The organism is Haloarcula taiwanensis, from assembly GCA_002844335.1.
GTDB lineage: Archaea > Halobacteriota > Halobacteria > Halobacteriales > Haloarculaceae > Haloarcula > Haloarcula taiwanensis.
Window position 1 is genome coordinate 511,532 of sequence record CP019155.1, and the last position, 13,702, is coordinate 525,233.

The 13,702-nt window shown below is 56.8% G+C and carries 8 protein-coding genes and 2 pseudogenes; all 10 read right to left on the bottom strand.

Annotated features, from left to right (window positions below):
* Window positions 1-607: 607 nt before the first annotated feature.
* A complete protein-coding gene (locus BVU17_17460; GenBank protein AUG49347.1) occupies window positions 608-2,041 on the bottom strand; it encodes a dihydrolipoyl dehydrogenase in 1,434 nt (477 codons plus the stop codon).
* Window positions 2,041-3,567 carry a branched-chain alpha-keto acid dehydrogenase subunit E2 gene (locus BVU17_17465; GenBank protein ID AUG49348.1) on the bottom strand — a complete coding sequence of 509 codons (1,527 nt, stop codon included), beginning with the start codon at window positions 3,565-3,567 and terminating at the stop codon, window positions 2,041-2,043. Before BVU17_17465 ends, BVU17_17460 begins: the two co-directional genes overlap by 1 nt.
* Window position 3,568: 1 nt before the next feature.
* Entirely contained in the window at window positions 3,569-4,585 is a 1,017-nt protein-coding gene (locus BVU17_17470) for an alpha-ketoacid dehydrogenase subunit beta (protein ID AUG49349.1), read from the bottom strand.
* Complete coding sequence (locus BVU17_17475; protein AUG49350.1) at window positions 4,582-5,730, bottom strand: pyruvate dehydrogenase (acetyl-transferring) E1 component subunit alpha; 1,149 nt, start codon at window positions 5,728-5,730, stop codon at window positions 4,582-4,584. The genes BVU17_17470 and BVU17_17475 overlap by 4 nt, the downstream gene beginning before the upstream one ends.
* A 679-nt stretch (window positions 5,731-6,409) precedes the next feature.
* Window positions 6,410-7,114: an ABC transporter ATP-binding protein gene (locus BVU17_17480; GenBank protein ID AUG49351.1), complete on the bottom strand. Its 705-nt coding sequence runs from the start codon at window positions 7,112-7,114 to the stop codon at window positions 6,410-6,412.
* Window positions 7,111-7,937: pseudogene (locus tag BVU17_17485) on the bottom strand (ABC transporter ATP-binding protein). Before BVU17_17485 ends, BVU17_17480 begins: the two are co-directional and overlap by 4 nt.
* Window positions 7,930-9,237 carry a branched-chain amino acid ABC transporter permease gene (locus tag BVU17_17490; GenBank protein ID AUG49352.1) on the bottom strand — a complete coding sequence of 436 codons (1,308 nt, stop codon included), beginning with the start codon at window positions 9,235-9,237 and terminating at the stop codon, window positions 7,930-7,932. Before BVU17_17490 ends, BVU17_17485 begins: the two are co-directional and overlap by 8 nt.
* Window positions 9,234-10,331, bottom strand: a complete 1,098-nt coding sequence (locus tag BVU17_17495) for a branched-chain amino acid ABC transporter permease (protein ID AUG49353.1) — start codon at window positions 10,329-10,331, stop codon at window positions 9,234-9,236. The genes BVU17_17490 and BVU17_17495 overlap by 4 nt, the downstream gene beginning before the upstream one ends.
* 262 nt (window positions 10,332-10,593) lie before the next feature.
* Entirely contained in the window at window positions 10,594-11,712 is a 1,119-nt protein-coding gene (locus tag BVU17_17500; protein ID AUG49354.1) for an aspartate aminotransferase, read from the bottom strand.
* Between the two features lie 185 nt (window positions 11,713-11,897).
* Window positions 11,898-13,096, bottom strand: a pseudogene (locus tag BVU17_17505) (ABC transporter substrate-binding protein).
* Window positions 13,097-13,702 lie beyond the last annotated feature (606 nt).

Genomic DNA, 13,702 nt, shown 5'->3' on the forward strand with positions numbered 1-13,702 from the left:
CACAAATGTACAAAAATATAGTATATAATACATCAAACCCATATTATAGGCCACGCGGACGGCAACCAAATAGTAAAAATTATCGAAGTAAAGGTTATTTCCTATGTATTTTCCCCAAAGAATAGTTTGAGCGTCCGTTTATTTCTATATACTCTATACAGATGCGCTATTTTGTCGCTCTACAGGATTGTTTGATATATAAATATCCCCTGAGTGTTAATATTTAATGATATGAAATAAGGGATGGGTTTACGTGTGTCGACAAGCCATGTGAATTCATGACACAGTATAACAGCAGCAAGGGAATTCTGTACAAAGAGTTGCCAACAGACACAGCGAAACCCGAAGAAGACAGCAAGCTAAGCACCAGAGACGGCGGCGCAACCCAAACAGTCGCAAACGACTGACACTGGTTCATAGCCGACAGCCGCCTTGGACCAGTCTTCGGAATTACGTGGCCAGCAAAGGAGACGTGGAGTTCGCTTGCGGCGATCTGTTCTGGAGTTACAGCTTCGAACCAGCAGGTAGTATCGTATGAGCCGTAATTGAGTGGCGTCTCTCTCAGTTTGGACGTAGATAGAGAGACTGAGGTCTCAATTCGGTTCAGTCAGGTGTGTCTGTGTATCGCTTTCCCTCTTGCATTCTGTGCGGCTTCCATTATCGATTCACTTAGTGTTGGGTGCGTGTGGACCGTTGAACCGATATCTTGAAGTTTTGCCCCCATTTCTATCATTGCCGCGATTTCTGCAATCAACTCAGAGGCCTCCGGACCGACAATCTGTGCACCGATCACACGTTCGGTTTCTTTTGCGGCGACGATTCGGACAAAGCCGTCCGTCCGGTTTGCTGTCAGTGCTCGACCAGACGCCTGAAACTGGAACGTACCTGTGACAGGCGTAATTCCCTCGTTCGCTGCTTCGGTCGCCGTGAGCCCGACGGTTCCGATTTCCGGCTCGGTAAACACGGCAGCCGGGAGGGCCTGATAATCGACTGCCGCTGGCTCGCCAGCGATTACTTCTGCTGCAACCTCCCCTTCTTTCGATCCCTTGTGCGCGAGCATCGGTTCACCAGCAACGTCACCGACTGCGAAAATGTGCTCCTTGTTTGTCCGACATCTGCTATCCGTTGGAATGAACCCCTGAGAACTGGTTTCGACGCCGGCGGCATCGATACTGAGCGTGTCAGTCACCGGGCGTCGGCCGACGGCAACGAGTATTCTGTCAGCGGTGAGCTCTATATCGCTATCGTGTGCCGCTCCGTCGGCGGGGACAGCAGTCAGAACGGCCTCGTCGCCAGACTCAGCCCAGCTGTCCGCGGTGTACCCGAAATGGAAATCCACACCCAGATTCTCCGCTCGCTGCCGGACTACCGAAGCAATGTCTTGCTCATAGCTGGGAAGCGCTTGCTCCAGCATCTCAACGACCGTGACATCGCTTCCAAGTCGGCTGTAGACAGTCGCTAGCTCCATGCCGATGTATCCGGCTCCGACGATTGCGAGTTCGTCGGGTACTGTTTCAAGGGTCAAAGCGCCGGTAGAGGACACGATATACTCGTCACCGTAGTCGAACCCCGGAATTTCAATCGGCCGGGACCCCGTCGCGATGATGCAGTATTCGAATTTTAGCGATTCAGACCCCTGTCCATCACCCTGGTGGACGATTCTGATCTTGTTTTCATCAGCAAATTCGGCAGTCCCTTGCAGCAGGTTCACGCCAGCTGCCGTACACAGTTGCTCGATACCGCTCGTTAATTGATCGACGACGCCGTCTTTCCAGTCCATCATCTCGTCGAGCGCAACTGTTGGGTCTGCGTAAATTCCCAGCTCCTCCGCGTTGCCCGCCTCCGCTGCCAGTTTTGAAGCGTTGAGCAGGGCCTTTGAGGGGATACAGCCACGGTTGAGACAGGCTCCGCCGTACGCTCCCTTTTCTACGAGCGTAACATCGAGGTCAAGCTGTGCGGCGCGGATTGCGGCGACGTATCCGCCGGGACCAGCACCAATAACCAGTACGTCAGTCGACGTAGTTACATCTCCGACAACCATTATTCTAGTAGGAGCAGATTTGGATTTCGCAGGTATTTCTGTACGGCATTCGTGAACTGGGCGGCGTCTGCGCCATCAAGCACCCGGTGGTCGAACGACAGCGAGAGGGTCATGACATGGCGGGGTTCTATCGTCTCCTCACCATCTCTTTCGACGACTCGTGGCTTCTTTTTTATTTCTCCCAGTGCCAGGATGGCGCTCTCCGGTTGGTTGATGATCGGGGTTCCGTACTCCCCGCCGATCCCGCCTATGTTCGAGATGGTAAATGTCCCGCCACGCATTTCCTCCGGCGAAAGACTCCGTTCTCTGGCCTTCTGAGTCTTTTCGTAGGTTTCAGCGGCGACTTCGAGCAGGCCTTTCGTATCGACATCCTCGACGACAGGAACCAGCAGGCCGTCATCAGTCGCCGTTGCGATACCGATATTGTAGTACTGTTTCTCGACGATTTCCTCGTTTGCTTCGTCGAGAGAGACGTTTATCTGTGGGTTCTCTTGCAGAGCCGCGGCGCACGCTTTCATAACGAACGGCAAATACGTCAGTCGGATATCATGCTCCTCTGCCGCCTGTTTGAGGGCCGAGCGAGCGTCGACCAGAGCGGTAACATCAACCTCGTCCTGATGGGTGACGTGCGGGGCCGTGTATTTCGACTCCGTCATCGCCGAGCCAATCGTCTGCCTGATTCCGGTGTATGGCTTTCGAGATTCCGGGCGCGCTGGCTCGTCTGTCGCTGCTCTCCTGGCTACCGCTTCTCGATCCGTTTTCTGTGCTTGCTGGTGTGCCTCTGCGTACTCCCGGACCGTTTCGAGCGTGACAAAGGGTTCTCCGTCTTTTCGTTCATCGGTGGGAACGGTATTGAGGTCAATTCCTTCCTCCGCTGCGATGTGTCTGGTTTTCGGGACAGCAACGGTCGTTTCCCGGTCTGCCGTTTCTTGCATCTGTGCCGAACTGACAGACTGCGCCGGGGCAGACTGCTGATCTCGTTGCCCCGCGGCAGCGGTCTGCTGATTTGAACGCTCCTGAGTCGAGGACTCGCTCGCGTACGCGCGTATATCTGACTCTGTTATGCGCCCAGAAGACGAATCAGCAATGCTGGAAATATCAACGCCCAGTTCGCGGGCGAGACGCCGCACGGACGGCGGTGCGGGGACCTGGACGCTCTGGGTCACCGCTGGGTCCGACGGCGCATCTCCGGTTGGCTGTGGTGTAGCTTCGTCGTCGGTCTGGGAGCCACTTTCCGAGGTGGCGTCATCTGGAGGCGTTACTGCGGTTTCGTCTGATTCGTTTTCACCCTCTACTCGGAAGACGATAATCACATCACCGACTGGGACAACCTCACCTTCCGTAGCACGGAGTTCTTCGACAACACCGTCAACGGGGGACGGAACGTCGACGACGGCTTTGTCGGTCTCGACCTCCGCTACCGGCTGGTCTTCGGAAACTGCGTCGCCCGGCGCAACACGCCAGCGAAGCAGTTCGCCCTCAGCGACGCCTTCACCGACATCGGGGAGTTCGAACTCGCGTACCATGTTAGAAGTCGACTGTTTCGCGAATTCCGTCCTGGATACGGACCGCCTGTGGCAGGTAGTAATCCTCCAGTGAATGAAGTGGCATTGGGGCATCGAAGCCGGCGATTCGTTTGATTGGCGCTTCCTGATGCACGAGCGCTTCTTCTTGAATCGTCGTTGCGATTTCGGCCCCTAGTCCGCCAGTCTTCGGTGCCTCGTGGACAATCGCGGCTCTCCCGGTCTTCTTGAACGAGTCAGTGATCGTCTCTATATCGAGGGGAGACAGAGTTCGCAGGTCGATGACTTCGGCCTCGATGCCGTGTGACTGGCTGAGGTTCTCCGCTGCGATCAGGGCAGGCCGGGTCATAGCTCCCCACGTGTAGACTGAAATATCGCTTCCGTCACGCGGGACAGCAGCCTCACTCAGCGACACTTCATACGGTTTTGTCGGGACATCTTCACGGAAGGCGCGGTAGATCAACTTCGGCTCAAGGAAGATGACTGGATCCGGGTCGTGGATGGACGCCGCCAGCAGTCCCTTTGCATCGTAGGGCGTGCTCGGCGAGACGACCTTTAGGCCGGGCTCGTGCACGAAGAACGCTTCCTTCGACTCGGAGTGGTGTTCTGGGGCCCGGATGCCACCGCCGTACGGAGCCCGTATCACCATCGGCACCGAATACTGTCCCTGGCTACGGCTCCGGAGGCGAGCGGCGTGACTGACAATCTGATCGAAGGCAGGATACATGAAGCCCATGAACTGCATCTCGGGAACAGGCTTCATGCCGGTCTGGGCAAGTCCAATCGAGGCCCCGATAATGCCGGCTTCTGCCAGTGGCGTGTCGATGACGCGGTCTTCGCCGAACTCCTCGTATAGCTGGTCGGTTGCTCTGAAAACACCGCCGTTCTTCCCGACGTCTTCGCCCAGAACGACGACGCTATCGTCTTGCGACATTTCCGTGTACAGTCCGTCCTGTATCGCCTCCACGAGGGTGAGACGCTGTGCGTTTTGCCCCGTCTGCGTACTGGCTGTCGAACTCATTCCAGCACCTCCGAGAACGCGCCGTCGTCATACTTCTCGCGCAGCCGGTTCAGTTCGTCCCGCTGTTCTTCGAGCCGCGCTGGAACGTCCTCGTACACATGCTCGACGATGTTGTCCGGACTCGTCTCTGTCTGCTCCGCCGTTTCTATCGCCTCGCTGACTTCTTGTTCGATTCGGTCCTGGATCTCACTCTCAAGGTCCGGATTGAGGATACCCTCGTTGTAGAGATACTTTTCAATGCGGTCCACAGGGTCGCGGTCTCGCCAGGCCTCCTCTTCCGATTCGTCTCTGTAGACGGACGGGTCATCCGCAGTGGTGTGAGCGCCGAAGCGATACTGGACAGATTCGATAAGCGTTGGCCGCAGCGCTCCGGGAGCTGGATTCCGAGCTTTCTCCAGTGCCTCACTGGTGACTTTGTAGACCGCGAGCGGGTCCAGTCCGTCGACACGAACGCTGTCGATACCGTATGCCTGTGCCTTTGTAGCGATGGTTTCGCTCGCAGTCTGTCGCTCTCGGGGGACCGAAATCGCCCATTGGTTGTTGTTACAGACGAACACAGCAGGGACGTCGAATACCCCGGCGAAGTTCAGTCCTTCGTGGAAGTCTCCTTCGGAGGTCGCACCATCACCGAGATGACACAGGACGGCCGTATCCGTCTTGCCCTGTAGCTTGTGTCCCCAGGCCATTCCCATAGCCTGCGGAACCTGGGTTGCTATCGGAATATACTCCGGCATCACGTTGACACCTTCAGGGATTGCATATCCTTCCCGATAGCCTCTTAGTGGTTCGAAGAGGGATGCCAGCTCCATTCCGTGAGCGTACTTCGCCGCGTGCTCCCTGTAAGTCGGGAACAGCCAGTCTTGCTCGGCAAGCGCAAAGCTCGTGGCGACCTGTGACCCCTCCTGCCCGGTCATTGGTGCGTACGTCGCCAGTCGCCCCTGTCGCTGGAAGCTGATCGCCCGCTGATCGAAGTGACGGGCGAGCTTGATTGTCTCATACAGCTCAAGTAACTGCCTATCTGAGAGATCAGGGACAGACGCCTGCGGTAATACGTTGCCTTCAGCATCCAGTACCTGGACTAGCTCCGAGTCTTGTCTGACGGGCGCTGGCAAGTCCGCGTTTCCTGCTTCGTTTTTCATGTTCATTGTTTTCGATGATGTTTGTATATTCGATAGACGTTCCCTCGACAGACCCTGATGACCCGAACAGCCGCTGGGTACAGCTCTCCGAGCGTGTTCAAGGCTGGCGTTTTCCGCCAGGGCACAGGGACCACCTGTGCGCTAGCGGTCTACGCCAGTTTAAATGTCGAAAATGTAAAAGACGGGGCTGTGGCGGAGGGCAGTGCCCAGTCCATTAACTGCCGGGACAGCTGACCTGCAGGGCAGGCGGTAGGGTTCAAGCCCGGTTGCATATGCGAAGTCTGACATGGAAGATACTTATTGTTTGTGCGACAATCGTTCACACGTAACAGATACTATGCCGGTGTGAACGGTGACAGTTACTGGTCCGAAGCGGCGTGGAGTCAGGGGCTAAGTAAAATATATTGAACTATTATATTCACACCCTCTATCTTGTGATACTGGTAACAGAGCGTACATTCAGACGGTAATGCGGATGTATTGATATAACGGTGTGCTGTGAAGGGTCAAATATATCAAACTCCCATAATTTCGCTGAATCCGGGGCTGCAGCGTTGAAATCCGTGCACTGATTATCGCCACCATGGACCCACCAGCCCGAAACGACTCAACGGCCCGTAGAGTGTCTCACGTAGACTGTTTCCTTCGGCAAAAAGCCCTCTAAGCCAGTGCTGGGCGACAGGAGCTACCCGCCGAGGAAGTCCTCGCGGACCTGTTGGTCGTTGAGAAGTGCCTCACCGCTGTCTTCGTGTCGATTCTGCCCCTGTACAAGGACATAACCGCGATCACACCGCCGCAATGCCTCTTTGGCGTTTTGTTCGACGAGGAGCACAGCGGTACCGGCGTCGTTGATCTCGTCGATGCGGTCAAACATCTCATCGACGAGATCCGGTGCCAGGCCTGCGCTGGGTTCGTCAAGCAGTAACAGGTCGGGATCAAGCATGAGCGCACGGCCCATCGCCAGCATCTGTTGTTGCCCGCCTGACAGTGTCCCTGCTTTCTGCTCCGACCGGGTTTCCAGTATCGGGAACCGGTCGTAAACAGCCTGTAGCCGCTCCTCGGGAAACTGATCGAGCGTGTATGCACCCATCTTGAGGTTCTCTGTGACCGTCAGCGGTTCAAACACGTTGTTGCTCTGTGGAACGAAACTCAACCCGTATGAGATGATGTCTTCCGGTTGTTCACCGGCAATGTCCCTGTTATTGAATACGATTTCACCCCCCATGTACGTCGTCAATCCGAACACAGACTTCATGACAGTGGACTTGCCCGCGCCGTTCGGGCCGACGATAGTGATGTACTCACCCTGTCCGACCTCCATGTCAATTTCTGTGAGAATCTGCAGATCACCGTACCCGGCGTCCAGTTGCTGTACTGACAGTAAGCTCATACTGTCACCTCTTCCCCGAGATATGCATCGAGGACTTTGTCGTTGTTTTTCACTGCGTCCGGTTGCCCCTCTGTGAGGACACTCCCCTGGTGCATCACGATGACCGTATCACAGTTATTCATGATAACGTCCATGTCGTGTTCGACGAAGAGGAAGGTGTAGCCCTGCTCTTTGAGCGTCTGCAACCGGTCAATGAGTTTCTCTTCGAGTGTTGGGTTGACTCCCGCAAGCGGTTCGTCCAGCAGTACCATCTCGGGATCGGTCATGAGCACACGCGCCATCTCAAGCAGCTTCCGTTGGCCCCCTGAAAGATTGCCGGCAGATTCGTGCGCGACGTGTTCGATCTCGAATAGTTCGAGCATCTCCCATGCTTGTTCTCGGAGTATCTTTTCCTGCTCGATGACCTGTGTTCTGGCTCGCGGAGGACCGCCCGCCAGACTGCTTCGCCGGCCTGGTCCTGCGGTGCCAGCATCAGGTTTTCAAGCACGGTCATCTCCGAGAGCTCTCGGGCTATCTGGAAAGTCCGGACGAGGCCCTGATTTGCGACCTGATCTGATCGATACCCCGTTATTTCCGTGTCGTTGAACTCGACTGCACCCCCGTCTGGACGTTGCACCCCGGTAATGAGGTCGAATGTCGTCGACTTGCCCGCTCCATTCGGACCAATCAGACCAGTGATAGTCCCTTTCTCCACGTGGAATGAGACATCAGCGACGGCGGTAATACCGCCAAACGTCTTTCGCAGGTTCTTCACTTTGAGTATCTGTTCTTGCTGTCCGTTCTGGGTCTGGCCGCTCTGTCTTGCTTGTGCGTTCTTACTCATTGTCATCCTCGCGAGGCTCCTGTCGTGAGAGGTCAACACTCGATGCGATTGCTTTTCGATGACCCAGCAGACCCTCCGGATGCCGTTGCATGAGATACACCAGAACAATACCTAACAGCATAAGCCGGAGCGCAGAGATGCTCACGTCCTGCACGGAATACGCCAGCAATGGTGTGACATCAAGGGTTCCTAACTCGGCGATAGCACCGACAAGCGTATCGGGAGCGTTGCTGAGCTGGAGGTACTCCGCCACAACCCGCCGGATGAACGAGGGGCCCTCGAAGAGCAGACTGGCGAACAGCGCACCGCCGACGATGCTTCCCGTTGGCGACCCGGTCCCACCGATAAACAGCGCAATGAAGATGTAGAACGTCTGTATCGGCTTGAACATCCGTGGCGATGCATACCCGCCAGAGAGACGCCAGAGAATAGCGATGAGCCCCATGAGCGCACAGCCGAGCGCGAATGTCTTGATCTTGAATCGGCGCGTGTCCTTCCCCAGGGCTTGCGTGACCTGCTGGTCCTCGCGGATGCTCTTGAGGACCCGGCCGAAGGGTGACTTCCCGAGGCGGATCATCAGCCAGTACAAGAGGCCGAGACAGAGGCATAACACAATCACGTACGCCCAGCCGATAACCAGCGTCTCCTCGATTCCCAGCGGTGCCACGACACTGAATATCGCCGTTCCCAGCGCATTGGGTGCTGGGGCTGTTGCGGCAGGGTCCGTGTAAAAGAGAATCCGGATCGGGTTCGATGGCAAGGACAGGCCCGTCGCACCGCCCGTTCCGAATGCAACGCCGGCAATGCGGGTGTTCGCGAACTCCGGCGCACGGAATGTGAGACGCACGATTTCCGAGAACGCGACAGTCACGATTGCAAGATAATCAGCACGGAGTCGGATCGCAGGTAATGCTGCGAGGCCGCCAGTGACCCCGGTCACGAGTAGCGCACCCAGAATCGCGACCGGAAGTGGCAGCCCGAAGCCGGGCGGACTGGCTGTCACTGGAGCGGTCAGTATCCCCATCGTGTAAACGCCGATGGCCATGAATCCAGCCGCACCGAGATTGAACAGGCCTGCGTATCCCCACTGGAGGTTCAGCGCGAGCGCTAACATAGCATAAATCGCCGAAAGGAAGGCGACGCGCCGGAGCGTGTTGACCGTGCCATTCAGTTGGAACCCGAGAACAGCACTGAAAAGCGCGTACAAGCCCCCGATAGCGAGGGCCAGGGCGATGAGCAAGCGCACGTCGTTGTTGCCAAGCCACCCCTCAGCCCGTGCCTGAATAGAACCCGTACTCATGCCGTCGTCCTCCCGCTGAACAGCCCCGACGGGCGGACGAGCAGCATGACGATCATCATAACGAACGCCGCGACCAGAAGGAAACTGGCCGGAATCCAGACGAGTGCGAGTCGGCTCACGATTCCGAGGATGACACCGCCGACCATTGCCCCGTAAATCGAACCGACACCGCCGAGGATGACCGCTGCGAACACCAGTAACAGCAGGTCCCATCCCATTGTTACTGTGAGCGTTCCCTGCTGTAATGCGATAAGAAAGCCTGCACACCCGGTAAGCCCGCCGCCGATACTCCAGGTGAGTTTGACGACGCGCTCTGTCGGGATGCCTGTGACTTTCGCGAGGTCTTTGTTCGCAGCCATTGCACGCATCGCGGTGCCGATTTTGGTGTACTGGAGCAGAACGTGGGTAGCAAGCATCAGGAGTGCGGCGACGACGACCAGCGTAATCTGGTGTCCGCCAAACGTGACACCCGCCAGAGTAAACTGGGGGACGTTTCCGCCTGTCAGTCCGCGGCTATCAGTCAGGAACGAATAGGTGATGAGATTACGAAGAAACAGTGCGACACCGACGCTGGCGATCATCAGCGTCACACCGTCGGCGCTACGCATCGGCCTGAACACGATTCGGTCCAGCAAGAGCGAAAGGGCAGCTGTCAGGACCGCAGCGACGAGTAAGCCAGCCAGCAGGGCCAGTGGGGTATTGACGACGTTTATTCCAAGTTCGTTCGAGCCGACTGCGATCGGGCCGCCGATGAGGACGAGCGCTTCGACGGAAAATTCACCTAGGCCGGCAATCAGAAACGCCGTCGCCCATCCGGCGAACGCACCGCTCGTAATCAAGTCTCCGTGGGCGAAGTTCGCGAAATTGAGGATGCTGTATGTCATTGAGAGGCCGACGCCAGCCAGTCCAAGCGACATCCCGAGTACCAGGCCGTTCCAGAGATAGCTCATGAGATCTGTGGCGGCAATCGTGCCAGTTTCTAACTGTCGAAAGATATCGAAGACGAGAAACACGCCGATAACCGCGAATAGAACGAGTACTGGGCGGTTGTACACTATATTCTGTCCACGGTTGTAGTAGTCTCGGGCCGCCATACGTTTGTGCTCTGTACCCAGTGTTAAAAATCTTGATGTAAAATCGTCATAGAATCCGAGAGAAGCGAAGCTGTGTCCCAATTTCTTGCTAACACCACACATGGCAACGAATAACAAAAGGGAGTCATGCTCTCTTTATCCAGCGGAGTTCTCTTGCAGGTGGCGTAGCAAGAGAGACACCGACACGGACGCAGACGCCCGCGACGAGAAATGTGACGCCGCTCGTCGGACGGGACAGTCAAGCACGAGTGCCAGCGGCACCCTACAGCGAATTCGTGACCGTTCGCATCACTTCCAGCGCCTCTTTCAGTTCAGCTGTACTCGTGGCATACGAAATTCGCGCCTGTCCCCGTCCACTCGGCCCAAACGCCTCGCCAGGGACCACGATGACATCGTTGTCCAGCACCTTCTGGGTCCACCCGTCTGGGACGTGAGGCATCGCGTAGAACGCCCCCTTCGGCACCGGCGTGTCGAGGCCGATATCCTCCAGCCCATCGAGGAGAACGTTTCGTCGTTCCTCGAAAGCAGACACCATCTCTCGAACCGGTTCCTGGGGGCCAGTAAGCGCCGCTTCGGCAGCGTACTGTGAGGGAGCGCTGGCACACGCCTGCACGTACTGGTGCACTCGAAGCATCCGCTCGATTCGCTCTGCACTGGCCGCTACCCAACCGAGCCGCCAGCCTGTCATCGAGTACGTTTTCGAGCACGCGCTGGCCTGGATTACCCTATCAGAGGTGGCAAATTCAGCCGGCGAATGGTGTTCACCGTCGAAGACAATCTTCTCGTAGACTTCATCGGAGAGGCAGATAAGCTCGTGTTCGTCCGCGATCCGCGCGAACTCTGCCATGTCTCGCTTCGATTGCACCGCGCCGGTAGGGTTCGCTGGACTGTTAACGATAAACAGCGACGTGTTCTCCGTGATGGCATCCTCAACGGCGGCGGGGTCGAGTGTCAGGTCGTCCCTGAGCTCGACCCGCTTTGGTTCGCCGCCGGCGAGTAAGACCAGTTGTTCATAGGCCAGAAATCCGGGGTCAGGGCAAAGCACTTCGTCGCCTGGCCGGACATGGGCCTCGATTGCAACGTGAATGGCCTCACTTGCCCCGGCAGTAGCAATGATGTTTTCGGGCGGGATGTCCTGCCCGTTGTCGGTGGCGTAGCGGTCACTAATAGCCGCTCTGAGTTCTGGAATCCCCTTGTTGGAGGTGTATGAATCACCCATCCCATCCTGAATCGCACTCACCGCTGCCTCCCGAGCGTGCTCTGGAGTGGGAAAATCAGGCTGGCCGAGACCCAGATTTATTGCGTCTTCGCCTGCCGCCTCGAAGACTTCACGGATGCCACTGATATCCATCGCTTCGACGCGTGCTGCGTACTGAGACATCAGTTCATGAGTATAACGGTATTTGATTATAGTCTTTCGGTTGTCTGACAATGACTATCGCACCAGTCCTGCCACAGAGACTGTGTATAGGACGACCTGAGTCACGGTTGTGTCACACCATCGTCCGAGATGACCGTCTCTGGAACACAGGCAACTGTGAGTGAGAAAGCCCAGCGACGTTTCCGTTAGACTTCGACCTGCTCGATGTTTTCTGTGCCGTTCTCTGTGTACCTGAAGTAATTGTACACGGCGCTGGCGAGGTCACCATTGTCATCGAACTCGACTGGGCCTGAGACTCCCTGATAATTGATTTCGGTCCCTTCGGCCGCAAGCGACACGCCCTCTCCCAGGGTTCAGGGCCGACCGTTTCGCCACCGGCGTCTGTGACTGCCCGCATGTGATCCCGGACTGCAGTCCCGTCATCTTCACCAGCTGCTGCGCGTGCCAGCATGAGGACTGCCGCAGCATCGAACGATTGCTGATTGAACGGCCCCGGTGCAGAGCCGTACTCCTCCTCGTATGCCGACCTGAAGTACTCGATTCCCGGACCGGCCGAGGACGGATTGGTTCCGCGGACGTTTGTCATATCGTGTCCCACGTTCCCGGGCAAGTCATCGGCCCTGAGTCCGTCTGGGACCAGGATATCCATGTCCGCTCTGTCAAAGTTCTCGTAGAAGTTCCGGAAGATTTTGTTCCCGCTCTCGGGGTAGCCGATGATCACGAGCGTTCCCGGGTCGCCATCAAGAGCGTTTTGCAACTGTGAGGTGTAGGAGGACCGACCCGCCGAGTACGAGACCTGATTCAGCACCTCACCGCCGTACTCCGACTCGAACGTCTTGGTAAAACCGTTCGACAGGCCGTTCCCGTACGCGTTATTGAGAAAGAGGATGGCTGCACTCTCTTTCTCAAGCCGTTCGGCCGCTATCTGTGCCAGCAGCGACCCCTGCAGCTTGTCCGTTGGCGGTGTCCGGTACACAAAGTCGTTATCTTCGAGCGAGGAAACATCAGGCGACGTCGCCGATGGTGAACACATAACCGTCTGGTTCGGGATGGCAACGTTCTCGGCGACCTGCAGCGTCACTGACGACGCCAGTCCCCCGCAGATCATCGGATACCCGGCGTTCACGAGGGCTTCTGCACCACTCACGCCCCGACTCGGCTTGGTCTCCGTGTTCTCGAACTGCGTATCGACTGCGAACCCGTTGTCCGCGTCTCGGACCTGCTTTACAGCTAGTTCTGCTGCATCTCGAATTGCGGGGCCTACTTCGGACAGCCCACCTGTTACCCCCATTAGGATGCCCATGCTGATGGTGTTGCCACTACTCCCACCGTCTGTCGAACAGCCTGCGAGTCCGACAGCGCCTGCGGCACCAATGCTCTTCATGACAGTTCGACGGCTGACTGTATCGTGCATCGCAACACTCGCCATGACACAATCTTTCGTGATAAACGTTATTATGAACCGTAGCAAGTCTGCACAGGGACGAAAGGGGCCTTGAGAGGGTCTAAGTCAGGCACAGCCACTCCCGACTGTTCCGCTTGCGCTACTGTATTGTCCCTCGCTGCGGGCAATCCCTGTCCGATACCAGACGCACAGAGAGTCGAAACACTCTCGTCTGAACTGCTCGTGCCATACTGTCAGTACGTGCCACGTCAGAGTGGATAGCCGTTCGAACTTTCCGAACGGTGTCGACGGCAGGGCGTCGCAACACCTTCCGACCGGTACAGTGCAATCTCGACCCTCACAGGCACGTATTCGACACACCGCGGATTCGTGTGTCCAATCGCTCACCCGCGGTTGACTACCGATATTCAGAATGTATGACAGCTCTCGCATCGGTGGATAGTCTCAGGTTCGGCGCGCAGTGGTCACGCTCCAACTGGACAGCCAACTATCCGGACGGCGTTAGTATATAAACCGGCTGTAGTGTGATGCCAGTTCGAGCTACTCGAACAGCCAGGGCCCACGCACACTGTGACCTCGAAGAGT

Excerpts from the sequence above, each read along its gene's own strand:
- BVU17_17460 (AUG49347.1), bottom strand. The coding sequence starts at position 2,041 with ATGGTTGTCGGAGATGTAACTACGTCGACTGACGTACTGGTTATTGGT.
- BVU17_17480 (AUG49351.1), bottom strand. The coding sequence starts at position 7,114 with ATGAGCTTACTGTCAGTACAGCAACTGGACGCCGGGTACGGTGATCTG.
- BVU17_17475 (AUG49350.1), bottom strand. The coding sequence starts at position 5,730 with ATGAACATGAAAAACGAAGCAGGAAACGCGGACTTGCCAGCGCCCGTC.
- BVU17_17470 (AUG49349.1), bottom strand. The coding sequence starts at position 4,585 with ATGAGTTCGACAGCCAGTACGCAGACGGGGCAAAACGCACAGCGTCTC.
- BVU17_17495 (AUG49353.1), bottom strand. The coding sequence starts at position 10,331 with ATGGCGGCCCGAGACTACTACAACCGTGGACAGAATATAGTGTACAAC.
- BVU17_17465 (AUG49348.1), bottom strand. The coding sequence starts at position 3,567 with ATGGTACGCGAGTTCGAACTCCCCGATGTCGGTGAAGGCGTCGCTGAG.
- BVU17_17500 (AUG49354.1), bottom strand. The coding sequence starts at position 11,712 with ATGTCTCAGTACGCAGCACGCGTCGAAGCGATGGATATCAGTGGCATC.
- BVU17_17490 (AUG49352.1), bottom strand. The coding sequence starts at position 9,237 with ATGAGTACGGGTTCTATTCAGGCACGGGCTGAGGGGTGGCTTGGCAAC.